This window comes from Amycolatopsis dendrobii (genome assembly GCF_014145675.1).
Taxonomy (GTDB): domain Bacteria; phylum Actinomycetota; class Actinomycetes; order Mycobacteriales; family Pseudonocardiaceae; genus Amycolatopsis; species Amycolatopsis dendrobii.
This window is the reverse complement of the sequence record NZ_JACGZW010000007.1, coordinates 154,855-176,591: the sequence shown is the minus strand read 5'-3', so window position 1 is coordinate 176,591 and position 21,737 is coordinate 154,855. Positions and strand designations below refer to the sequence as shown.

Annotated in this window: 23 protein-coding genes and 1 riboswitch; of the genes, 13 read left to right on the top strand and 10 right to left on the bottom strand. The window is 69.3% G+C overall.

Annotated features, from left to right (window positions below):
* Positions 1-29: 29 nt before the first annotated feature.
* Positions 30-2,336, top strand: coding sequence for a phosphoribosylformylglycinamidine synthase subunit PurL (purL, locus tag H4281_RS21565; RefSeq protein ID WP_312872155.1), 2,307 nt, complete (start codon positions 30-32; stop codon positions 2,334-2,336).
* Positions 2,337-2,372: 36 nt separating this feature from the next.
* Here purL and H4281_RS21560 read toward each other — a convergent pair whose 3' ends face one another.
* From H4281_RS21560 to H4281_RS21545, 4 genes are all read right to left on the bottom strand, one after another.
* The gene (locus H4281_RS21560; RefSeq protein WP_182892744.1) at positions 2,373-3,035 is read right to left on the bottom strand and encodes a nitroreductase; all 663 of its coding nucleotides are present in this window, start codon (positions 3,033-3,035) and stop codon (positions 2,373-2,375) included.
* A gap of 16 nt (positions 3,036-3,051) precedes the next feature.
* A complete protein-coding gene (locus H4281_RS21555) occupies positions 3,052-3,993 on the bottom strand; it encodes a pentapeptide repeat-containing protein (protein ID WP_182892743.1) in 942 nt (313 codons plus the stop codon).
* 4 nt (positions 3,994-3,997) lie between these two features.
* Complete coding sequence (locus H4281_RS21550; RefSeq protein ID WP_182892742.1) at positions 3,998-4,840, bottom strand: hypothetical protein; 843 nt, start codon at positions 4,838-4,840, stop codon at positions 3,998-4,000.
* Between the two features lie 189 nt (positions 4,841-5,029).
* Positions 5,030-5,920 carry a lysozyme gene (locus tag H4281_RS21545; RefSeq protein WP_182892741.1) on the bottom strand — a complete coding sequence of 297 codons (891 nt, stop codon included), beginning with the start codon at positions 5,918-5,920 and terminating at the stop codon, positions 5,030-5,032.
* Between H4281_RS21545 and H4281_RS46260 the strand changes: the two genes are divergently transcribed.
* Entirely contained in the window at positions 5,913-6,047 is a 135-nt protein-coding gene (locus H4281_RS46260) for a hypothetical protein (RefSeq protein ID WP_255443103.1), read from the top strand. The genes H4281_RS21545 and H4281_RS46260 overlap by 8 nt on opposite strands.
* Before the next feature lie 46 nt (positions 6,048-6,093).
* On the opposite strand, the gene H4281_RS21540 is transcribed toward H4281_RS46260, so the two are convergent.
* Together H4281_RS21540 and H4281_RS21535 are read right to left on the bottom strand one after the other, a co-directional pair.
* Positions 6,094-6,882 carry a lysozyme gene (locus tag H4281_RS21540; RefSeq protein ID WP_220507647.1) on the bottom strand — a complete coding sequence of 263 codons (789 nt, stop codon included), beginning with the start codon at positions 6,880-6,882 and terminating at the stop codon, positions 6,094-6,096.
* A 119-nt stretch (positions 6,883-7,001) separates the two neighbouring features.
* Positions 7,002-7,655 (bottom strand): type VII secretion system-associated protein, encoded by a 654-nt coding sequence (locus H4281_RS21535; protein ID WP_182892739.1) that lies wholly within the window; start codon positions 7,653-7,655, stop codon positions 7,002-7,004.
* A gap of 59 nt (positions 7,656-7,714) precedes the next feature.
* Between H4281_RS21535 and H4281_RS21530 the strand changes: the two genes are divergently transcribed.
* The 7 genes from H4281_RS21530 (at position 7,715) to arfB (ending at position 13,807) form a co-directional block, all read left to right on the top strand.
* Positions 7,715-8,095 carry a sterol carrier family protein gene (locus H4281_RS21530; protein WP_182892738.1) on the top strand — a complete coding sequence of 127 codons (381 nt, stop codon included), beginning with the start codon at positions 7,715-7,717 and terminating at the stop codon, positions 8,093-8,095.
* A 169-nt stretch (positions 8,096-8,264) separates the two neighbouring features.
* Positions 8,265-9,143 (top strand): helix-turn-helix domain-containing protein, encoded by an 879-nt coding sequence (locus tag H4281_RS21525; protein WP_116204924.1) that lies wholly within the window; start codon positions 8,265-8,267, stop codon positions 9,141-9,143.
* Between the two features lie 489 nt (positions 9,144-9,632).
* On the top strand, positions 9,633-9,872 hold the full coding sequence (locus tag H4281_RS21520) for a DUF397 domain-containing protein (protein WP_020664000.1): 240 nt from the start codon (positions 9,633-9,635) through the stop codon (positions 9,870-9,872).
* Complete coding sequence (locus H4281_RS21515) at positions 9,859-10,251, top strand: hypothetical protein (protein WP_182892737.1); 393 nt, start codon at positions 9,859-9,861, stop codon at positions 10,249-10,251. Before H4281_RS21520 ends, H4281_RS21515 begins: the two co-directional genes overlap by 14 nt.
* A gap of 453 nt (positions 10,252-10,704) precedes the next feature.
* The gene (purF, locus tag H4281_RS21510) at positions 10,705-12,243 is read left to right on the top strand and encodes an amidophosphoribosyltransferase (RefSeq protein ID WP_182892736.1); all 1,539 of its coding nucleotides are present in this window, start codon (positions 10,705-10,707) and stop codon (positions 12,241-12,243) included.
* A gap of 31 nt (positions 12,244-12,274) precedes the next feature.
* A complete protein-coding gene (gene purM / locus H4281_RS21505; protein ID WP_182892735.1) occupies positions 12,275-13,345 on the top strand; it encodes a phosphoribosylformylglycinamidine cyclo-ligase in 1,071 nt (356 codons plus the stop codon).
* A gap of 33 nt (positions 13,346-13,378) precedes the next feature.
* Positions 13,379-13,807: an alternative ribosome rescue aminoacyl-tRNA hydrolase ArfB gene (gene arfB, locus H4281_RS21500; protein ID WP_182892734.1), complete on the top strand. Its 429-nt coding sequence runs from the start codon at positions 13,379-13,381 to the stop codon at positions 13,805-13,807.
* Here arfB and H4281_RS21495 read toward each other — a convergent pair.
* A complete protein-coding gene (locus H4281_RS21495; protein WP_182892733.1) occupies positions 13,804-14,535 on the bottom strand; it encodes a GNAT family N-acetyltransferase in 732 nt (243 codons plus the stop codon). The genes arfB and H4281_RS21495 overlap by 4 nt on opposite strands.
* A 177-nt stretch (positions 14,536-14,712) precedes the next feature.
* A complete protein-coding gene (locus tag H4281_RS21490; RefSeq protein WP_182892732.1) occupies positions 14,713-15,609 on the bottom strand; it encodes a Gfo/Idh/MocA family protein in 897 nt (298 codons plus the stop codon).
* A gap of 46 nt (positions 15,610-15,655) precedes the next feature.
* Positions 15,656-15,781, top strand: a riboswitch (cobalamin riboswitch).
* 17 nt (positions 15,782-15,798) lie between these two features.
* Between H4281_RS21490 and H4281_RS21485 the strand changes: the two genes are divergently transcribed.
* From H4281_RS21485 to H4281_RS21470, 4 genes are read left to right on the top strand one after another with little or no spacing between them, the layout of a single operon-like run.
* The gene (locus H4281_RS21485) at positions 15,799-16,449 is read left to right on the top strand and encodes a hypothetical protein (protein ID WP_182892731.1); all 651 of its coding nucleotides are present in this window, start codon (positions 15,799-15,801) and stop codon (positions 16,447-16,449) included.
* A complete protein-coding gene (locus H4281_RS21480) occupies positions 16,436-17,515 on the top strand; it encodes a CbiQ family ECF transporter T component (protein WP_182892730.1) in 1,080 nt (359 codons plus the stop codon). Before H4281_RS21485 ends, H4281_RS21480 begins: the two co-directional genes overlap by 14 nt.
* Positions 17,512-19,110, top strand: coding sequence for an ABC transporter ATP-binding protein (locus H4281_RS21475; RefSeq protein WP_182892729.1), 1,599 nt, complete (start codon positions 17,512-17,514; stop codon positions 19,108-19,110). The genes H4281_RS21480 and H4281_RS21475 overlap by 4 nt, the downstream gene beginning before the upstream one ends.
* On the top strand, positions 19,107-19,892 hold the full coding sequence (locus tag H4281_RS21470; RefSeq protein WP_182892728.1) for an ECF transporter S component: 786 nt from the start codon (positions 19,107-19,109) through the stop codon (positions 19,890-19,892). Before H4281_RS21475 ends, H4281_RS21470 begins: the two co-directional genes overlap by 4 nt.
* On the opposite strand, the gene H4281_RS21465 is transcribed toward H4281_RS21470, so the two are convergent.
* Positions 19,885-20,718: an alpha/beta fold hydrolase gene (locus tag H4281_RS21465; RefSeq protein ID WP_182892727.1), complete on the bottom strand. Its 834-nt coding sequence runs from the start codon at positions 20,716-20,718 to the stop codon at positions 19,885-19,887. The two genes, H4281_RS21470 and H4281_RS21465, sit on opposite strands and share 8 nt — an antisense overlap.
* 68 nt (positions 20,719-20,786) lie before the next feature.
* Positions 20,787-21,647, bottom strand: a complete 861-nt coding sequence (locus tag H4281_RS21460; RefSeq protein WP_078870267.1) for a 3-hydroxybutyryl-CoA dehydrogenase — start codon at positions 21,645-21,647, stop codon at positions 20,787-20,789.
* Positions 21,648-21,737 lie beyond the last annotated feature (90 nt).

Here is a 21,737-nt window from a genome sequence, read left to right as displayed (position 1 = left end):
TGACCCGGCCGACACGTAGTCTTGGCCTTGTGGCGAACCCTGACACGGACACCGTGACCAGCACAGTTGACACCACCGCAGTGGCCGCGGCGACCCCGGAAACGAGCCAGCCGTACGTCGAACTCGGCCTCGCCGAAGACGAGTACGCGCGGATCCGGGAAATCCTCGGCCGCCGGCCCACCGACGCCGAGCTCGCGATGTACTCGGTGATGTGGAGCGAGCACTGCTCCTACAAGTCCTCGAAGAAGCATCTGCGCTACTTCGGCGAGACCGCCACCGACGAGATGAAGGCCAAAATGCTGGCCGGCATCGGCGAGAACGCGGGCGTCGTCGACATCGGCGACGGCTGGGCGGTCACCTTCAAAGTGGAAAGCCACAACCATCCGTCCTATGTGGAGCCGTACCAGGGCGCGGCCACCGGCGTCGGCGGCATCGTGCGCGACATCATGGCGATGGGCGCGCGGCCGCTCGCGGTGCAGGACGCGCTGCGCTTCGGCCCGGCCAACGCGCCGGACACCAAGCGCGTGCTGCCCGGCGTAGTCGCGGGCGTCGGCGGCTACGGCAACTGCCTCGGCCTGCCGAACATCGGCGGCGAGCTGGTCTTCGACCCGTCCTACGCGGGCAACCCGCTGGTCAACGCGCTGTGCGTCGGTGCGATGCGCGCCGAGGATCTGCACCTGGCGTTCGCATCCGGTGCGGGCAACAAGATCATCCTGTTCGGCGCGCGTACCGGTCTCGACGGCATCGGCGGCGTGTCCGTGCTCGCCAGCGACACCTTCTCCGGCGACGAATCCGCGTCCGGACGACGGAAGCTGCCCAGCGTGCAGGTCGGCGACCCGTTCACCGAGAAGGTGCTCATCGAGTGCTGCCTCGACCTGTTCCGGGAGAAGCTGGTCGTCGGCATCCAGGACCTCGGCGGGGCCGGGCTGTCCTGCGCGACGTCCGAGCTGGCCGCGGCGGGCGACGGCGGCATGCACATCTACCTCGACCGGGTTCCGTTGCGCGCCACCGGGATGACGCCCGCCGAGGTGCTCTCCAGCGAATCGCAGGAGCGCATGTGCGCGGTCGTCGCGCCGGAGAACGTCGAGGCGTTCATGGCCGTTTGCGCGAAGTGGGACGTCATCGCCACCGACATCGGCGAGGTCACCGACGGCGAGCACCTCGTGATCACCTGGAACGACGAGATCGTGGTCGACGTGCCCGCGCACACCGTCGCGCATCAGGGTCCGGTGTACGACCGCCCGATCGAGCGTCCCGCGTTCCAGGACGGCCTGATCGCCGACACGTCCGCGAAGCTGCCGCGTCCGTCGACGCCGGAGGAACTGCGCGCGGACTTCCTGAAGCTCATCGCGTCGCCGAACCAGGCGTCGAAGGAATGGGTGACCGCGCAGTACGACCGCTACGTGCGCGGCAACTCGGTGCTGTCCCAGCCGTCCGACTCGGGCATGATCCGGATCGACGAGGAGAGCAACCGCGGCGTCTCGGTGGCCACCGACTGCAACGCGAAGTTCGTCTACCTCGACCCGTACCGCGGCGCGCAGCTCGCGCTCGCCGAGGCGTACCGGAACGTCGCCACCGGCGGCGCGACCCCGGTCGCGGTCTCCGACTGCCTCAACTTCGGCGCCCCGACCGACCCGGGCGTGATGTGGCAGTTCGAGCAGGCCGTGCACGGTCTCGCCGACGCGTGCGTCGAGCTGGGCATCCCGGTCACCGGCGGCAACGTCAGCTTCTTCAACCAGACCGGCGACACGGCGATCCTGCCGACCCCGGTGATCGCGGTGCTCGGCGTGATCGACGACGTCACCCGCCGCATCCCGACCGGCATCGGCGCGGAAGCGGGCGAGACCCTGCTGCTGCTCGGCGACACCCACGACGAGCTGGACGGTTCGGCCTGGGCCCGCGAACTGCACGGGCACCTCGGCGGCGTCCCGCCCCGCGTCGACCTGGCCCGCGAGAAGCTGCTGGCCGACGTCCTGGTCGCCGGTTCGCGCGACGGCATGATCTCCGCCGCGCACGACCTCGCCGACGGCGGTCTGGCACAGGCCCTCACCGAGACTGTCCTCATCGGACAGTGCGGGGCCCGGGTGTTCCTCGACCGCGACCAGGACCCGTTCGTGCAGCTGTTCTCCGAGTCGTCCGGCCGCGTTCTGGTGGCGGTCCCGCGCACGGAGGAGCTGCGGTTCACCGAGATGTGCACCGCCCGCGGCCTGCCGTGGCGCAAGACCGGCGTCGTCGACCCGGATTCCGGAACGCTGGAGATCCAGGGCATCACGGAGTTCTCCCTTGAGGAGCTCCGCGAGACTTGGGAGAAGACGCTCCCGGCTCTGTTCGACTGAGCCCTCGTGAGTGCCGGTGCTGACCGGCACCGGCACTCACGACCGGAAGGTGACCGCCTCCGCCAGCTCTGCCCGCGGAATCGCTGGCCGAGGCTCGTCCGGATCGGCATATCCGATCGACATGCCGCAGCCGAGGACATATCCGGCCGGCGGCTCCGCGATCGCCGTGACGCTCCGGTGGTAACGGCCCCACGCGATCTGCGCGCAGCTGTCGAGCCCTTCCCCGCGGAGCAGCAGCATCACGGTCTGCAGGAACATCCCCGCGTCCAGCCATTGCGGGGGAAGCATCTGTTCGTTCAGGTAGCAGAACAGCGCGACCGGAGCGCCGAAGCAGTCCCAATTCCGGACCCGGACCCGCTCGCGGCCCGCGTGGTCCTCCCGCGCGACCCCGACCGCGCCGTAGCGCAGCGCTCCTAGCTCCTCCATCCGCCGCGCGTACTGCTCGGGCAGGGCTGGCGGATAGGGCAGCACCTGAGGCGGATCGCCGGTATCGCCGTCCGCGATGCGCTCCCCGACCAGGTATTTCAGCTCGGCCAGCTTCGCGCCGGACAGGACGTAAATCCGCCACGGCTGCAGATTTCCCCCGGAAGGGGCGCGCAACGCCGTGGTGAGGACTCGGGTCAGGACTTCGCCGGGTACTGGCTTGCCGAGGAAGCCGCGGACAGACCGCCGGGAACGCACCGCTTCGTAGACGTCCACGGTTTCTTGATGCTACTCAGATCGGCACCGCGACATAGCCGCCATTCTGCGGTTTCAGTTCCCATCCGTCCGGCGGCCGCGCCTCCGTCGCGTTCGCGAAAGTCGTCCCGCCGAACAGGACTTCCTTCGCGAAAGTCGCACCCTTGAAGGTGGTCCGCCCGGCGAAGGCGGTGCCGGAAAAGTCGGCCCGCTCGGAAAACTCGGTGCCGGAGAACCAGGCCCGGTCGAGGAAAGTCGTTCCGCGGCAACGGAAAACGCCCACCAGACGGCCGGGCCCGGTGCCCGCGGCGGTGAAATAGACCTGCCCGGTGAAGACGCAGCCGCTGAGATTCGTGCTGCTGTACAGCGAAGCGTGCCGCAGCAGCAGTCCGCCGATCCGGCGGTGGGAAAGGTCGAAATACTCCAGCACCGCGCCGGTCAGATCGAGATCCGGCCCTGGCCCGTCCACATCGGACGGTGGCAGCAGATCCCGGATGAGCCGTTGCGCGGTGAGCCGCACCTGCAGCTCGCGTTCCTCTTCCGGAGTGCCGCTCTTTTCCGACTTGGCATAGCGGCCGTGCGTGAACGGCCGCCGCAGATAAGAACACAGCACGTCCAGCACGGTCTGCCGATACTCCGGCCGCGTCCGTGCCAGCCCGGCCAGCGCGTGCAACGCCCCCACCCGCACCTGATCGGCCTCGTGGCCGAGCAATTCGACCGCCTTGGCGAACCGCTCGTCGGAGATCCGCTCGCGGTCGACGTCGTGCCGCTGCTGCTCGATCACCTGCCGCGCCTCCTCGACGCGGCGACGGCGATCGTTGAGCCACAGTGCGTACAGCGCCACGACCGCGCCACCGGCGAGGCCGGCGGTTTTCAGCGCTTCGCTGCGGCTCGTCGCGGGGTCGGTGAGCAACCAGCCACCGACCCCGCACAGCAGTGCCACGGACGCGATCAACGTCCACAGCAGCGGCGAGCGCACCGGGTCAGAACGCCAGGATCAGGTAAAGCCCCACGCAGTAGCCGCCGCTGCGGTTCATGATGACCATCGTGCCGCTGGCGTCCTTGCCCGACAGTTTGCCGGTGATGCGGGCGCTCGTGGTGGCGCTGCCCGCGGTGACCTTGCTCAGCGTGAGCTGCGGGTCGCCGCTGGTGGTCTCGTCGATGCTGCGCTTCGACATGCTCTCGGTGCCCTGGCAGGCCATCGCGGTCGCCCCGGCGGCGTCCTTGGCGTTGAGCTTCGCGAGGAAGTCGTCGATGACCTGCTTCGCCTCGCCCGACGCCCCGCTCGAACCCGGGTCCTCGCTCGAATCCGTGGACGGCGACGACGAGTCGCTCGGCAGCGGGGCCTCCGACGACTGGGAGGGGGCCGGGGCGGGCGGCTGCGCCTGCGTGGTGCCCTTGTCGTCCTTGCTCAGGAAGAACCCCGGCGCGACGAATCCGGTGATGCCCAGCGCGACCACCACGACGACCGCGACGGCGATGCCGATCCACAGGCCGGTCTTGTTGTTCTTCGGCGGCTCGCCGCCCGGCCCGCCCGGGTATTGCCCCTGGTCCCAGCCCTGCTGCGGGAACTGCTGGGTGCCGCCGTACGGCTGCTGCTGGTACCCCGGGTACTGCTGCTGGGCGTTCGGGTCCCAGCCCTGCTGCGGCTGCTGCTGGGCGTTCGGATCCCACGCGGGCTGCTGCTGGGCGTTCGGGTATCCGCCCGGCTGCTGGGCCTGGTTGGGGTCCCACCCCGGCTGCTGCGGCACCCCGCCTGAGCCGGGCTGCTGCCAGCCCTGGCCGTAGGGGTCCCCGCCCTGTCCGGGCTGCGGTGGGTAAGTCATGTCCGGTTCCGCCTTCCTGCTGCACCGACTCGCGCCGCGGTCTGACGCCCCGCCGGCTCAGGCGGTTCCGTCTCCGCCCCAGGTCTGCATTGTGCAAGGCGGGTAAAGCTCGCACAAAAGCGGCTCCCGGCCGCCCCGCCCGGCAGGAGGCGGGGAGAACCGGGAGCCGCGTCCGTGCGCGCCGTCAGGTCAGCCGTTGGCGAGTGCCTGCAGCCGGTCGTAGGCGCCGTTGAACGTGTCCTGGTCCAGCGGGCTCGAGGTGTACTGCCACACGGTGTAGTAGCCCCAGTTGTACGGAAGCGTCCCGGCCGAGGACGCGTACCGAGCGACCCACAGCGGCGCGGTGCTGGAGAAATCGCCGCTGACGCACTGGTTCCACCAGTTCGTCGACGTGTAGATCACCGGCCAGCGGCCCGTTTTCGCGTGATAGGTGTCGTGGAAGTCCTTGATCCACGCCGTCATCGACGCCTTGCTCAGGCCGTAACAGGTCGCGCCGTAGGGGTTGTACTCCATGTCCAGTGCGCCGGGCAGCGTCTTGCCGTCGGCCGACCATCCGCCGCCGTGCGCGACGAAGTAGGTCGCCTGCGCCGCGCCGCTGGAGGTGTTCGGAGTGGCGAAGTGGTAGGCGCCGCGGATGAAGCCCTGGTTGTAGGAACCGTTGTACTGCTGGGCGAAGTACGGGTTCGTGTAGCTGGTGCTCTCGGTCGCCTTGGTCCAGACGAATCGCTTGCCCTGGCTCCACCAGTTGCCCCAGTTGACGTTGCCCTGGTAGCTGGCGACGTCCATGCCCGCGACGGTGGCCGCCACCTGGTTCGGCAGCGCGGCGGCGGGTTGCGGTTGCTGGGCGGCGGCTTTTGTCTCCGGGGTGGACTGATCCCCCTCGACTCGCCGGATCTGCGACCCCATGGCGTGATTGTTCGCCTGGATGTCGGTGTTGACGGCGTTGATCTCCCGCGCCGAAAGCGGGGAAGCCGCCGGGGCGGCCGTCGCCTCGGTCGAAGCGCCGAGCAGGAGCGCGACAACCGGGACGGTCAGAGCGGAAAGCAGCGCGGTGCGCCGCCCTCTTCGGGAAGTGGACATCGTCGATCCCTTCACAGATACCCTCGCGGAGGGCGGCTATGTGCAGGTAGCCGCCACGGGGGAGATTCTTGAGGACGAATCGTCGTTTGTCATCAAGTTCCGTGAAGATGAATGGGCGAGTGGGTGATTTTCATCGGGCGGTGATGACTAATTCGTGACAACGTCACGAATGTTCACCCGAATGCCAGATTGCGTAGCGCTGTCTGGGTTCCGTTGAGCCAGTTCTGGTCGCCGGGCAGGGTCCCGCTGTTCGAGAACTGCCAGATGGCGTGCTGTCCCCAGCCGGCCGGGAGCTCGCCGATGAAGGAGTTGTAGCGCGCGATCCAGAGTGGATTCCCTCCGAAAGAAGGGTTGTTTCCGGTGCAGCGTTTCCACCAACTGGTCGAGGTATAGATCGTCGGCAGCCGCCCGGTGCGGGCGCGATAGGTGTCGGAGAACGCGCGGACCCACGCGACCATCCCGTTCGCGTCCTTGCCGTAACACGTTTCGCCGTAGGGGTTGTATTCCATGTCGAGTGCGCCCGGAAGCGTCTTGCCGTCGGCCGACCATCCGCCGCCGTGCGCGAGGAAGTAGTTGGCCTGCGAGGCGCCGTCGGACACGTCCGGCCGCGCGAAGTGGTAGGCGCCGCGGACGATCCCGGCTTGGTAGGAACCGTTGTACTGCTGGGCGAACTGCCCGCTGACGAACCCGGTGCCCTCGGTCGCTTTCACGTACACGAACTTCGCGCCCGCTCCCGCCGCGGCGGGCCAGTCGACCGGGCCCTGGTGTCCGCTGACGTCGTGGCCGAGGTACTGGTCTTGCGCGGTGTACGAGATGTTCGGCGCTCCCAGAACGCCTTCGTGCTTCGCGATTTGCGAACCGGCGTAGTTGTCGGCGGCCCCGGCGTAGCTCGGCGCCGCCTCCGCCGTTTCGCACAGGGACGTGCCGGTGATCCCGGCGAAGAGAACCGCGCTCCAGCGCAGCAGCAGATGACGCTTCACCCAGGACTCCTCACCGGACGCGTGTACTCCTACTGCGTCACGATGCCCGGATGCGCGGGTTTCGGCGAATCATGATCACTCGGCAGTGTGGTCTGCCCAGGTCAGCGCCGTTCTTCGGCTAGCGCCTTCATCAGGTGCTCGGCCGGGACGACGGCGGTGATCAGGTCGTGCGGGTTGATCGCGAGCGGATGCCCGGCGAGCAGCCCGACGATGTCGCGGCCGAGCACCGCCCGGGCGTGCGGCCATTCGCGCGGCACGAGCGACTTCGACGTGTACGCCGGCACCATCACCCTGCCGTCGGCGTTGTGGAAGCCGATCACCGTGCGCTGCACCGGGGACAGGGCGTAGACCAGCAGCGTCGAATCGAGGATGACGCGCGGCAGGTCCTCGGCGGGCCGGTGTTCGGTCCGGACCATTTGCAGCAGCCGCTCGAGTTCGTTGCGCGGTTCGGGAAAACCGAGCGCCTTCGGCGAGGGCCGGTACCGGTCGTTGGGGTGGAAGTCCTCGACGACCTCCCCCGTCCCGTTCACCGGATACGCGCCGACGACCGCCCACGACGGCACCGGACCGCGGGCGTCGAAGGCCTCGTCGATGACATACAGCCAGCTGTTCGGGTTCGTCCGCGCGTTGGCCCGCATCTCGGGAGTGATCTCGGGTTTTCCTTGCGGGCCGCGGCGGGGATAAGCGTTCCGGCGCGCGCGTTTGCCCGCCGGGGTCCGGGAAACCATCCGATCTGCCTCGTCCCGCTGCGCCATCGCCGTCCCTCGGTGCCGGGTGCCTGAAACTCCGTCCGCGGCCACTCTACTGTTGTCGCATGGCCTCTTCGCGTTCGGTCGATCCCGCTCAGTTACGAGCGGCGGTGCTGGCCGTTTCGGACTGGTTGCGTGGTGCCGGACCGGATCCGGCGCGCACTGAGCTGGCCGCCGCGGTGCGCGCGACGCTGCGGACGCTCGCACAGGACGCGCCAGGGCACACGGTCGAGGTCCGGGTGCCGCCGTACGCCGCGGTACAGTGCATCGAAGGCCCGCGGCACACCCGCGGCACGCCCCCCAACGTCGTCGAGACCGACCCGCGGACCTGGCTCGAACTGGCCACCGGCCTCCTGGACTGGGACGACGCGCTCGGCGCCGCCCGGGTGTCCGCCTCGGGCAGCCGCGCGGACCTTTCGCACTGGCTTCCGGTCGTGCGGATCTGATTTTCCGAGGGCAATTGTTCTCTCAGGAGTGTCTTCTGAGGCACACACTCCGTAGAATCCCCTGAGCCGAGGCCTGTGCCACGCTGTCCGGGGCAGTGCCTTGCGTGTACTTTGGGTAGTCGGATTGCGATTCCCGAGATGAACGAGCGGCGATGGAAGGGCCCTGGTCATGAACGCGGTAGGCGTGTCCGCCGGCGAGCAGAGCCTCGGCCCGACAGCGCGCCGGATGATCCTCGGCTCGCAGCTTCGCCGGTTGCGCGAGGAAGCCGGGATCACGCGCCAGCAGGCCGGTTACAACATCCGCGGTTCGGAATCGAAGATCTCCCGGCTGGAACTCGGTCGCGTCGGCTTCAAGGAACGCGACGTCGCCGACCTGCTCACCATGTACGGAGTCTCCGACGAGGACGAGCGCAAAGCGTTCCTCGACATGGTCAAGCAGTCGAACGAGGCGGGCTGGTGGCGCAAGTTCGGGGAGACGGTGCCCGGCTGGTTCACCGACCTCGTCGGCCTTGAGGAAGCGGCGTCCCGCATCCAGATCTGGGAGCCGCTGTTCGTGTCGGGCCTGCTGCAGATCGAGCCCTACGCGCGAGCGATCTTCAGCCACGGCCGCCCGGAAATGGCCGACGAGCGCGTCGACCAGCTGGTAGCCCTGCGCATGCGACGGCAGAAGATGCTGGCCCGCCCGGACGCGCCGCGGATCTGGGCGGTGCTCGACGAATCGGTGCTGTACCGGCCGATCGGCGGGCCGAAGGTGTTCCGGCAGCAGCTGGAGTACCTGCTCGAGGTCACCACTCTGCCGCACGTTTCGGTGCAGATCCTGCCGTACTGCCGAAGCGGCTTGTCGGCCGAGCACGCGTTCTCGCTGCTGCGCTTCGCCGAGGCGGAGCTGCCGAACATCGTCTACGTCGAGTACCTCACCGGCGCGCACTACCTGGACAAGCGCGACGAGATCGAGAAGTACGGCCGGGCACTGGACCTGCTCGCGGTCGACGCGGAGACCCCCGAACGCAGCCGGGCCCGCATCGCCAAGCGCAAGGCCGAGATCTAAGCCCTCCTTCTTATTGCCGCACCGAGGCGCCGTCCCCGGTGAAATTCTCCCTGCCGGGAATTCCGCTCCGCCCGTCCGAGCTGTCGGGTAGCCGAATAGAGAACGCCTCACCGCATTCTCATCACCGAGCGTGCATAAGTCCGGAAACCAGCTTCCACTGACCCGGTCGCAGTCCTTCCTATCGTTGCTCCGGCCATCACGGTAAGTGTTCTTCGTTCACCCGCTGCACCCGGAGGCGGCGAGTCACGAACGCGGTGCGTTATCAGAACGCCAATATCGTGACTTAAGGTAATAATTAGCCCGTTAGGGTAGTGCTCGAATCACCTATTTGGGAACTTCTACTGAACCGTGTCGTCACGCAGTGAGAAATTTGCAGAAAATTCTGCACGTGCATTTACCGCTGCATGCGCGCGTGCTAGCGTCGAAGTCACAGGCAGATGCACATGCAGATTCCTGAGCTTTTCATCGTCCTTCCCGGAAGGTGGCATCATGGCTGAGCGGTTCGAGAACGGTATTCCGGCCGACCGTCTGACCGGCGCACAGTGGCGCAAGGCGAGCTACAGCGGCGCGGTAGGCAACTGTGTCGAAGTGGCCCCGCTGACCTCGGGCGAGATCGCGATGCGGAACTCCCGTTTCCCGGAGGGTCCGGCGCTCGTCTACACGCGTGCGGAAATGGCCGCGTTCCTCGCCGGCGCGAAGGACGGCGAATTCGACGATGTCCTCGGCTGAGACCGACGTCGTAGGCTCTGCCTTCGACATCGAGCAGGGCTTGCAGCAGCTCATCGCCCGCGGCTACCAGTTCGTCCACCCGACGAACGGAGCAGGCGAAGTGCAGGCCGTGGTCGGAGTGCGAGTCCACGACAACGTGGTGGACGTCGTCCGCTTGAACGCGGAAGACGACGTCGAGGCCACGCGCCTCCCTGGCAGCGAGCAGAACATCTTCGCCCCCGCGTCCACGCTGTGGCGCTCGCGCGGCGAAGCAAGCCAGGTACTGGGCGAAGTGCTGGCCCTCCCCGAGCGCCAACCGGCCTCCACTGCCGTTTCCACCGCGAACGGCTGCTGGGTCCCAGGCCGAGGCGGCCGCTCGAAGTGGCTGGCCGCCCGCTGATTCACCTCTCGCTCCGCGCTGTTCCCCACCGGTGCCCCTGATTTCAGGCCCCGTACGAAGTGGCCCAATCCACTTCGTGCGGGGCCTGGCTCATTTCTCTTCCCCGCCGTTCCCCTCACGGCCACCCTGTCTGCGTTCGCGGACGCCCCCGCGCGCCGCCCCCGCCGACAACCGCAACTCGCACGCCCGCTGATCCATGCGGCCATCCCCGCCCTGCACCCCGGAACGAAGCCGCCCTCAGGCCGTCAGCGCACTCGGCTTCGGGGTGCCTGCCCGCCAACCCCGCGGCAACGTCGCCGTCAGGCGACGAGCCGAACATCCGCTCCAAACCGAGATCACCGCTCACAAAGAACTCCCCCGTAGTGGTCAGAACCACCCCGCAACCCGCCGCACCCCCTCATCCACCCCTTACACTTGGACTCGGCCCGCCCGCGTCTTCCTGGGAGCTCCTCGGTGGTTTCCGACCCCTCCGCCAGTACTGATCGACCCGAAGATCAACCCGAACCGGAACCCCGTGAGGAGTGCGGCGTCTTCGGCGTCTGGGCTCCCGGGGAAGAGGTCGCCAAGCTCACCTACTACGGCCTCTACGCCCTGCAGCACCGCGGGCAGGAGGCAGCGGGCATCTCCGTCTCGGACGGCTCGCAGATCGTCGTGTTCAAGGACCTCGGGCTCGTCAGCCAGGTCTTCGACGAGCAGGTCCTGCAGTCGCTGCAGGGGCACATCGCCGTCGGGCACTGCCGGTACTCCACGACCGGGGCCACGATCTGGGAGAACGCCCAGCCGATCTTCCGCACCACGGACACCGGCAGCGGCCTGTCCTTCGCGCACAACGGCAACCTGGTCAACACCGCCGAACTGCGCGATCGCACAGTCGCCGCGGGGCTGAAGCCGCACGCCGGGCTCACCGGGTCCTCCAGCGACTCCGACCTGGTCTGCGGGCTGCTCGCCGCGAACGCCGCGGACAAGGGCATCGAGGCCGCCGCGCTGGAACTGCTGCCGACCCTCAAGGGCGCGTTCTGCCTGGTCTTCGCCGACGAGAACACCCTCTACGCGGCACGTGACCCGCACGGCGTGCACCCGCTGGTGCTCGGTCGGCTGGAGCGCGGCTGGGTCGTGGCGAGCGAGACCGCCGCGCTCGACATCTGCGGCGCGTCGTTCGTGCGCGAGGTCGAGCCGGGCGAGCTGATCGCCATCGACGCCGAGGGGCTGCGCTCCTCTCGCTTCGCGAACCCGGAGCCCAAGGGCTGCGTCTTCGAATACGTCTACCTCGCCCGTCCGGACACGTCGATCGCCGGCCGCAGCGTGCACGCCACGCGTGTCGAGATCGGCCGCAAGCTGGCCGCCGAGCACCCGGTCGACGCCGATCTCGTGATGCCGGTGCCGGAGTCCGGCACCCCGGCCGCGATCGGGTACGCACAGGGCTCCGGCCTGCCGTACGGCACCGGCCTGGTCAAGAACGCCTACGTCGGGCGCACCTTCATCCAGCCGTCGCAGACCATCCGGCAACTCGGCATCCGGCTGAAGCTGAACCCGCTGCGCGACGTCATCCGCGGCAAGCGCCTGGTCGTGGTGGACGACTCGATCGTCCGCGGCAACACCCAGCGCGCGCTCGTGCGGATGCTGCGCGAGGCCGGTGCGCTCGAGGTGCACGTGCGGATCGCGTCGCCGCCGGTGCGGTGGCCGTGCTTCTACGGCATCGACTTCGCCTCGCGCGCCGAACTCGTCGCCAACGGCGTCGACCTCGACGGCATCCGCCGTTCGATCGGGGCCGATTCGCTCGGCTACATTTCGCTGGACGGCCTGGTCGCGGCGTCCGAACAGCCGAAGTCGCGGCTGTGCACGGCCTGCTTCTCCGGCGAGTACCCGATTCCGCTGCCCGAGGACGCGCTCATCGGCAAGCACCTGCTCGAGAGCATGGACGCCGCAGGTGGCGCGGCGACTCCCGTCAGCGCCGCCGGGTACGGTGCCGAAGACGCCGTCCGGCGTCCGTGAACCAAGCATGTCCAGTAGGGAGTCCGCTTCCGTGAGCGAGTCCACGAGCGCCACGTACGCAGCCGCCGGGGTCAGCATCGACGCCGGTGACCAGGCCGTCGAGCTGCTCAAGCCACACGCCGAGCGGGCGACAAGGCCCGAGGTGCGCGGCGGGGTCGGCGGGTTCGCCGGGCTCTTCTCGCTCAAGCTCGACAAGTGGAAAGAGCCGATTCTCGCGTCGTCGACCGACGGCGTCGGCACCAAGATCGCGGTCGCGCAGGCGCTCGACAAGCACGACACGGTCGGCATCGACCTGGTCGCGATGGTCGTCGACGATCTGGTCGTCACCGGGGCCGAGCCGCTGTTCCTCCAGGACTACATCGCGGTCGGCAAGGTCGTGCCGGAGAAGATCGCGGCGCTGGTCGGCGGCATCGCCGAGGGCTGTGTCCAGGCGGGCTGCGCGCTGCTCGGCGGCGAGACGGCCGAGCACCCCGGCCTGATGGGCGAGCACGACTACGACCTGTCAGCCACCGGCGTCGGCGCGGTCGAGGCGTCCGCGCTGCTGTCGCCGGAGAAGGTCCGTCCCGGCGACGTCGTCATCGCGATGGGCTCGTCCGGGCTGCACTCCAACGGCTACTCGCTGGCCAGGCACGTGCTGCTGGACATCGCGCGGATGCCGCTGGACGGGCACGTCGAAGAGTTCGGCCGCACCCTCGGCGAGGAACTGCTCGAGCCCACCAAGATCTACGCGAAGGACTGCCTCGCGCTGGTCGCCGAGACCGAGGTGCGCACGTTCGCGCACATCACCGGCGGCGGCCTCGAGGCCAACCTCGCGCGCGTGATGCCGCGCGGCCTCGTCGCCAAGCTCGAACGCGGCACGTGGACGCCGGCCCCGGTGTTCGCGCTGATCGGGCAGCGCGGCAAGGTCGAGCGCGCCGAGCTGGAGAAGACGTTCAACATGGGCGTCGGAATGGTCGCGATCGTGTCCGCCGAGGACGTCGACCGGGCGCTGGCGGTGCTCACCGCGCGGCACGTGCCCGCGTGGATCCTCGGCGACGTCCAGCCCGCCGAAGACCCGGACGGCCCGCGCGCGGTGCTGTCCGGCGACCACCCGCGGTTCTGAAAGCCGCTTGCCTCGTCTTGAGACACTGAGGACATGGCGGAGGACGTACGCGTCGGCGCCCGGTTCGTGATCCCGGGCGCCGAACTGCGCGAGCGGTTCTCCCGATCCTCGGGACCGGGCGGACAGGGCGTGAACACGACGGACTCGCGCGTCGAGCTGTCGTTCGACGTCGCGAGCTCCGCCGTGATCCCGCCTGCGCTGAAGGAACGCATCACGGCTCGCCTCGGCGCCCGGCTGGTCGGCGGGGTGCTGACCATCGCGGCCAGCGAATACCGCTCGCAGCTGATGAACCGCGACGCGGCACGGGAGCGGCTCGCCGAGGTATTGGCGAAGGCTTCCGCGCCGCCGCCGGCCAAACGGCGTCCCACCAAGCCTTCGCGAGGCTCGAAGGAACGCCGTCTGGCAGCGAAGAAACGCCGCAGCGACGTGAAGCGCGGCCGCGGCGGCCGGTACGACGACTAGCTCAGCGACAGGTGCACGCACTCGCCGGCAACGCGGTACCCAGCACGGCGATACACCGTTCCGATCCCCACATCGCCTGGCGTGAGGAACGCCGTGCGCGCACCGCGTTCGTGGGCGAGGCGCGTGAGGTGCGCGGTGATCGCCGCCGCGATGCCTTGGCCGCGGTGTTCGGCGGCCACGGCGATGCCGACGATTTCCGTCGCGCCGGACACGATGTCCAACGCGATTCCGCCGCCCACAATGGTTTCGCCGTGTTCGGCTAGAACGGTCAGGTAGTTGCGGTTGCGTTCGACATCGGCGTCCGACACATCGGGCGACTCGCCGAAAGCGACGTTCTGCACGGACCTCAGGCGGCGGAATTCGTCGTCGGACGACGGTTCGCGCAGCTGAATGTGTTCTGGCGCACCACAATCGACGAGGTCTTCGGTGCCGCAGGTCATCACCGGCACTCGTCGTTCCAACGTGAACTCGGCGGCGACGAGGGCTGCCTCGACGTCAGGGGCGGCGTCGGTGAAGAACTCCAGCCGGGGCAGGAGATCTCGTTGCCGGTAAGCGGAAATCAGGAGAGCGATCTCGGCGGGCGAGGGCTTCGCGCCGTCGTCGGGGATGGCGTAGTTCTCCATCGGATGAGCGCTGTCCTTGGCGAAAGTCGCCAGGAACGGGCCGATTCGCTCGGTGTCGCGGCCGATCGGTGCGGTCGCGCGGACGTATGCCTGAAGGGCGGACATCTCTGGTGGAAGCCTTTCGAGAAGAAGGAAGGGCAGCACAAAAATCGGCAACCCCACGCCGGGCGCGCAGGCCGAACAGCTCAGGCCAAGCGGCCGGGGTGGGCCGTGGCGGAGCACATAGGCATTCCTTCGTCCGAAACGAACTTCCCGCTCATCCTCTCAGACCGGGCAACCGAATTAACGGCTCAGCGCGGCGCGGGCCTGGTCCACGATCCGGGCCAGGTGCACGCCGCGGCGGACGTCGCAGGGATGCGTGGTCGTTCCGCACGACACCATCGCGGCGAAATCGTCCAGCAGCGCGGTGTACGCGTCGTTCGCCGTGCCGGTGCGGCCGAGGGTGCGGAGGCCGTGTTCGCCGAAGACCGAGTACTCGACCACCGTCGGCTGCACCGGCAGGCGCAGGCTGAGCGTCGCAGTGCTCGTGATGCCGCCTTCGTGTTCAAGCAGCAGTTGCCACAGGTCCTCGGGCCCGCGGTGCGCGGCGAGGACGTCGGTGATCGGGCCGAGGGCGGCGTCGAGCAGGTCGAACGCGTGCGGGCCGATGTCGGCGAGCGCGCCGCCCGCCGGATCCTGCCGCCAGGCTGAGGTCGCGTACTTGCCAGCGAGCAGGGCGCCGGACAGCCACTGCACGCTGCCGCCGCGCCAGCCGCCAGCAGCGGTGACGCCGTCCAGCCAGTCGCGCGTCTGCTGGGCGAACCGCAGCGTCAACATCACCAGCGACGCGACGCCAGCGGACGTCACGGCGTCGGCGAGACGCTGCGCCGAGGCGAGGTCGGGGGCGATCGGCTTCTCCAGGATCAGGTGCTTGCCCGCCTCCGCGGCCCGGGTCGCCAGCTCGGCCTGCACAGTCGGCGGCACGGCGAACGCGAGTGCGTCGACCTGCTCGAACAGCTCGTCCAGGTCGCTGGTGGGGACGGCGTCGTAGGCCTGCGCGAGCGCGGTGGCGGCTTCCGGCCGTCGGCTCCACACAGCACTGAGCACGGTCCCTGGATGATCCGCGAGGCCGGGAGCGTGCACCGTGGTGGCCCACGGTCCGGTTCCTACGAGGCCGACGCGCAGCTGGTCCTGTCCCACGCCCGGAAGTGTAGGTGTGGCCGCGGTCGCTACCGGCGGGGCCTGCGGTGCGTTAACGTCGACAAGTTCTTCGCCACGAACGGGGGAAGCCGGTGAGAATCCGGCGCTGGCCCGCAACCGTGAGCGGCCCCGGAGGGACCGCGAGCCGGATCGCCCGTCGTGGTCCGATCGATGCGAGGTACATCTGACATGCGGTTCGTGCACGCGCGGCACTGGGGGCGAGTCCTCGCCGGCTGCGCTCTTCTCGTCGCTACCGGCCTCGGCGGTGCTTCTTCCGCCTCGGCCACCACGCCCGGCAAGGGCACCGACGGCTACTGCCAGGACGACAACGGCGTCACGGTGATCGTCGACTTCCAGGGGCTTGGCGGTGAAACCCTCATCCGGTGCGCGCCCGGCAAACAGGAAAACGGCGTCACCGCCCTGCAAAACGCTGGGTTCGAACTCACTGGCGCGGGCAAATACGGCCTGGCCGTGATGTGCAAGATCGAGAACAAGCCTGCCGACCAGACCTGCACCGGGATGCCGCCGGAGAAGGCGTCGTGGAGCTTCTGGACCGCCACCAACGGCAGCAAATGGGAGTCGGCGCAGGTCGGCGCGCAGAGCTGGAAGCCGCCCGCCGGGGCGTTCGAGGGCTGGTCGTTCGCGATCGGCAAGTCCTACACCGAGTATCCGCCGCCGCGCACCGAGCCGGTGCGCAAGGCCAGCGCGCCCGCCGCGGCTCCGGAGTCCACTTCGGACAGTGGATTCCCGTGGGGCCTGGTGATCGGCATCCTGGTCGTCGTGCTGCTCGTGGTGGCCGGGACGGTCGTCGCGGTGCGCCGCAGGCGTGCTGCGGAGTAGTCCGCGAGCGCTCCATCCCGGCGCGTGGTGGGTGTGGGCGCTCGCGCTCGCCGTCGCCGCGAGCCGGACCACGAATCCAGTTCTGCTCGCCTTGGTGATCGCGGTGGCCGGGTTCGTCGTGGTGCTCCGCCGCGGCGACGCGCCGTGGGCGCTGGCGTTCCGGATGTACGCCTGGATCGCCGCGGTGATCCTGGCCTCCCGCGTGCTGTTCCGGATCCTGATCGGCGGCGAGGACGGCGGCCACATCCTGTTCACGCTGCCGACCATCCCGCTCCCGAGCGTCGCGGCCGGCATTCAGCTGCTCGGCCCCACTTCGGCCGAGGAACTGCTCGGCGGGCTCTATGACGGGCTCCGGCTGGCGACGATCGTGCTCTGCGTTGGTGCCGCGAATGCGCTGGCGAACCCGAAACGCCTGCTCAAAGCCGTACCCGGGGCGCTGTATGAGGTGGGGACGGCAGTCACCGTCGCGCTGTCCGTGGCTCCGCAGTTGGTCGAGAGCGTGCAGCGGGTGCGTCGCGCGCGTCGGCTGCGCTCCGGGAAGACGCGCGGCCTGCGCTTCGTGAAGGGGATTTTCGTGCCGGTGCTCGCCGACGCCATGGACCGGTCGCTGCAACTCGCGGCGGCCATGGATTCCCGCGGCTACGGACGGCGCAGCTACCTCTCGCCGCGCGTCCGGATGCTGATCGCGACCTGCGTGCTGGCCGGTTTGGTCGGCGTCGCGGTTGGGGTTTACGGCGTGCTCGACGGGTCCGCGTCGTGGCTCGGCGTGCCGATGCTCATCGCCGGTCTGGTGCTGGCCGTCGCCGGATTCGTGCTGGGCGGACGGCAGATCCGCCGCACGACCTACCGGCCCGATCCGTGGCGGCTGCCGGAGACGTTGGTCGTGCTGTGCGGCGTCGCGACCGCGGTGCTCGTGCTGCTCGCCGACCCGGTTTCGCTCACCACCCCGGCCAGCCCGCTGACCTGGCCGGAGCTGCCGCCGTTGCCGGCCGTCGCGGTGCTGATCAGTGTGCTGCCCGCTTGGTTCGCGCCGCGTCCGGCGCTGGTGTCGGAGGTCGCCCGATGATCGAGTTTTCACACGTCAGCGTCACTTACGACGGGGCGGACCGGCCAGTGCTCCGCGACGTCGACGGCACGATCGAAGAGGGCGAACTCTGCCTCGTCGCCGGACGCACCGGTGTCGGCAAGTCGACATTGCTCGGTGCGATCAACGGCCTGGTCCCGCATTTCACCGGCGGCACGCTGGCCGGCCGTGTCAAGGTCGGCGGCCTCGACACCGCGACGCATCCGCCGCGCGAACTGGCGTCGGTCGTCGGGGTGGTCGGACAGGATCCGCTGGCCGGATTCGTCACCGACACCGTCGAGGAGGAACTCGCGTACGCGATGGAGCAGCTCGCCGTCGCGCCAGACGTGATGCGCAAGCGCGTTGAGGAAACCCTTGACCTGCTGGGCATCGCCGAACTTCGCGACCGTCCACTTCGGACGCTCTCCGGCGGTCAGCAGCAACGCGTCGCGATCGGCGCGGTGCTCACGCCGCACCCGAACGTGCTGGTGCTGGACGAACCGACGTCGGCGCTCGACCCGACCGCGGCCGAGGAGGTCCTGGCCGCGATCACCCGCCTGGTGCACGACCTGGGCACGACTGTCGTCGTCGCCGAGCACCGAATGGAACGCGTCGCGCAGTACGCGGACCGCCTGCTCTACCTGCCCGGCGACGGCACCGTCGTCTCCGGGCCGCCCTCGGAGGTTTTCGCCGAGACCGATGTCGCCCCGCCGATCGTGGAGTTGGGCCGCCTCGCGGGCTGGTCGCCGCTGCCGCTCTCGGTCCGCGATGCCCGCCGTCTCGCCCGTCCGCTCCGAGAACGCCTCGCCGAGCGACGACCCGCTCAAGCAGCGCAAAGCTCTGGCGAAGCGGTCCTCAGTGCGCGCGGCGTGCGGGTCCGGTACGGCGGCGTGAACGCGGTGCGGGGCGTTGACCTGCGGCTCGACCGCGGCGAGGTCGTCGCGCTGATGGGCCGGAACGGCTCCGGCAAATCCTCGCTGCTGTGGGCGTTGCAGGGCAGCGGGCCCCGCTCCGAAGGCATAGTCGACGTCCTCGGCGCGGACCCGAAGACGCTCCGGTCGCGGGCCGCCCGCACGCGCGTCGGGCTGGTCCCGCAAACCCCGTCTGACCTGCTGTATCTCGATTCGGTCGGGGCGGAATGCCGCCAGGCCGACGTCGAATCCGGCGTCGCCGCGGGCACTGCCCGGAAGCTGCTCGACCGGCTCGTGCCCGGCATCAAAGACGACACCAACCCGCGCGACCTCTCCGAAGGCCAGCGGCTCGCCTTGGTCCTGGCCGTGCAGTTGGCCGCCGCCCCGCCGGTCGTGCTGTTGGACGAGCCGACCCGCGGTCTGGACTACCCGGCGAAACGGCACTTCGCGACCATCCTCGCCGACCTGGCCGCCGACGGGCACGCGGTGCTGCTGGCCACCCACGACGTCGAGTTCGTCGCCTCCGCCGCGCACCGCGTCGTGGTCCTGGCGGAGGGCGAGGTGGTCGCCGACGGCCCGACCGCGGACGTCGTCGTGGCCTCGCCCGCCTTCGCGCCGCAGGTGGCGAAGATCCTCGCGCCGGAGCCGTGGCTGACCGTGGACGCGGTGGCGAAGGCGCTGGCGTGACTGATTTCCTGGGGCCAGCCGTCCGCATCCGGCACCGCACAGCGCTGGTGCTGACGACGGCCGTCGTGGTCGGGCTGGCGATGTTCTGCTGGCCGCTGCTGGCCCGCAGCACCGTCGGCACCTCTGCGCACGTCACCGACGCGCCGTTCGTTTTCCTCGTGACGCTGCCGGTGCTGATCCTGATCGTGCTGGCCGAACTGTCCAGCGGCGGACTCGACGCGAAGGCGCTCGCGCTGCTCGGCGTGCTGTCCGCGGTGAACGCCGCGCTGCGTCCGCTCGGCGCGGGCACCGGCGGGATCGAGCTGGTCTTCTTTCTGCTCGTGCTGGCCGGACGGGTCTTCGGACCGGGCTTCGGATTCGTTCTCGGCTCGACGTCGCTGTTCGCGTCCGCGCTGCTCACCGGCGGCGTCGGGCCGTGGCTGCCGTTCCAGATGCTGGCCTCGTCGCTGGTCGGCCTTGGCGCCGGGCTGCTGCCGCGCCGGGTGAAGGGCCGGTGGGAGATCGCGCTGCTGGCGCTCTACGGAGTGGTCGCCGCCTACTTCTACGGCCTCGCGATGAGCCTGTTCACCTGGCCGTTCCTGGCGAGCCACACCGCGCTGGACTTCGTCCCGGGCGGCCCGCTCGGCGAGAACCTGCACCGGTTCCTGGTCTTCACCGTGCTGACGTCCACTTTGGGCTGGGACACCGGCCGCGCGCTCACGAACCTGGTCGCGATCCTCGTGCTGGGCCCGGCGATCCTGACGGTGCTGCGCCGGGCCGCACGACGAGCGGCATTCAGCTGACCGACTGGCCGACCTTGTCCAGCACCTCGACGAACTGGGCCATCGCGGCCGCGTTCGGGAAGTGCGAGGTGTCGATGTCGTGCACCTCGAACTGCGTGCCGGGCGTGCGCGCGTCGGCCTCGGCGATCATCCGGTCCTGCAGGGCGAGCGGCACCAGACGGTCTTGGAGATGCCGGACGTAGTACCGCGGGACGCGCCCCCACCGCTCCGGCGTGCCGCGCGAGTCAGTCGAGCTGCGGCCGATGATGTCGTCCGGAGCCATCGCGTTGAGCAGGGCGTAGAACTCGCCGTCGGTAGCGTCCGCGCAGAGTGCCGCTTTCGCCGCCGTCAACGCCTCCGCCGACGAAGATCGCCAGTTGAACCGCATCGCGCCGATCACCGCCGGGTCGGCCGCGATGAACCCGAGCATCGCTCCGACCTGCGACGACGCGGCTTCTGGCGTGGCCAGGTATTCCTCCGGCGTCGGCAGCTCGACGCAGCAGAACGCGGCGTCGTAGACCAACGCCGACACCAGCTCCGGGACTTCTTCGGCGACGAGCGTGACCAGCGCGCCGCCGATGCTCGACCCGACCAGCACGACCGGACCGAGCTCGGCGGCCCGGCGGACGACGTCCACAGTGGTCGCGACCTGATCCGCCACGGTGACCCCAGCCAACGCCGACGGCTCAGTGGCGAACGCGTCGAGATCCTGCGGGGCCTGGTACGACAGGCGGAACTGCTGCTCCGGCTGCGGCACTCCCACCCCGCGATACCCGCGCAGCACGAGTTCCGGCGGGGCGGCGGACACGCCGTTGGCGCCGGCGGCGAAGACGAACGTCGAAGTCATGCCGCACAGTCAAGCGATCCGCCTCGCCGCGCACAGCGGGGGAAAGTTGATCAGACCCGCAACTAAAGTCAGGAGTACGAGTAGAAGCCGCGGCCGGTCTTCTTGCCGAGCAGTCCGGCGTCGACCATGCGCAGCAACAGCGGCGGCGACGAGTACAGCGGCTCCTTGAACTCCGCGTACATCGAATCCGCGATGGCCTTGATGGTGTCGAGGCCGATCAGGTCGGACAGCCGCAGCGGACCCATCGGATGCGCCGTGCCCAGCTCCATGCCGCGGTCGATGTCCTCGGCCGAGGCGAAGCCTGATTCGATCATCCGGATCGCCGACAGCAGATACGGCACCAGCAGCGAGTTCACGATGAACCCGGCCCGGTCCTGCGACCGGATCACCGTCTTGCCCAGCGCGCCGGTGGCGTGCTCCTCGGCCCGGCGGGCGGTCTCCTCGCTGGTCAGCAGCGACGGCACCAGTTCCACCAGCGGCAGCACCGGCACCGGGTTGAAGAAGTGGATGCCGACGACCTGCTGCGGACGGCCGGTGGCCATGCCGAGCTTCATGATCGGGATCGACGACGTGTTGGACGCGAACACCGCGTCCTCGCGCTCGACGATCTTGTCCAGTGCCCGGAACACGTCGACCTTGGCCTGCTCCTGTTCCAGGATGGCCTCGACGACGAGATCGCGGTCAGCGAACTCGGCGATGTCCGTGGTGAAGCGCAGCCGCCCGAGCGCCGCCTCGGCGTCCTCGGCGGCCAGCTTGCCGTTGCGGACGCCGCGTTGCAGCGACTTCTCGATGCGCGCCTTGCCCGCGTCGAGGGCGGGCTGGTTCACCTCGGTGACCAGCACGTCCAACCCGGACCTGGCGTGCACCTCGGCGATGCCGGAGCCCATCAGCCCGGCCCCGACCACACCTACTCGTGCGATGTCGCTCACCCGTCCAACTCCTTCGTCACCTCACCGGCAGTGCCGAGAAAACGGGCAGCACACAACGCACGAGGGCGTCTCGGACCTAGGTCCGATTCC

What these genes read in the sequence shown, in the direction of transcription:
- H4281_RS21530 (WP_182892738.1), top strand. Translation starts at nt 7,715, where the DNA reads ATGGCCTCTTCGCGTTCGGTCGATCCCGCTCAGTTACGAGCGGCGGTG.
- H4281_RS21475 (WP_182892729.1), top strand. Translation starts at nt 17,512, where the DNA reads ATGATCGAGTTTTCACACGTCAGCGTCACTTACGACGGGGCGGACCGG.
- H4281_RS21545 (WP_182892741.1), bottom strand. Translation starts at nt 5,920, where the DNA reads ATGTCCACTTCCCGAAGAGGGCGGCGCACCGCGCTGCTTTCCGCTCTG.
- H4281_RS21485 (WP_182892731.1), top strand. Translation starts at nt 15,799, where the DNA reads ATGCGGTTCGTGCACGCGCGGCACTGGGGGCGAGTCCTCGCCGGCTGC.
- H4281_RS21515 (WP_182892737.1), top strand. Translation starts at nt 9,859, where the DNA reads ATGTCCTCGGCTGAGACCGACGTCGTAGGCTCTGCCTTCGACATCGAG.
- H4281_RS21525 (WP_116204924.1), top strand. Translation starts at nt 8,265, where the DNA reads ATGAACGCGGTAGGCGTGTCCGCCGGCGAGCAGAGCCTCGGCCCGACA.
- H4281_RS21495 (WP_182892733.1), bottom strand. Translation starts at nt 14,535, where the DNA reads ATGTCCGCCCTTCAGGCATACGTCCGCGCGACCGCACCGATCGGCCGC.
- H4281_RS21465 (WP_182892727.1), bottom strand. Translation starts at nt 20,718, where the DNA reads ATGACTTCGACGTTCGTCTTCGCCGCCGGCGCCAACGGCGTGTCCGCC.
- arfB (WP_182892734.1), top strand. Translation starts at nt 13,379, where the DNA reads ATGGCGGAGGACGTACGCGTCGGCGCCCGGTTCGTGATCCCGGGCGCC.
- H4281_RS21535 (WP_182892739.1), bottom strand. Translation starts at nt 7,655, where the DNA reads ATGGCGCAGCGGGACGAGGCAGATCGGATGGTTTCCCGGACCCCGGCG.
- H4281_RS21550 (WP_182892742.1), bottom strand. Translation starts at nt 4,840, where the DNA reads ATGACTTACCCACCGCAGCCCGGACAGGGCGGGGACCCCTACGGCCAG.
- H4281_RS21520 (WP_020664000.1), top strand. Translation starts at nt 9,633, where the DNA reads ATGGCTGAGCGGTTCGAGAACGGTATTCCGGCCGACCGTCTGACCGGC.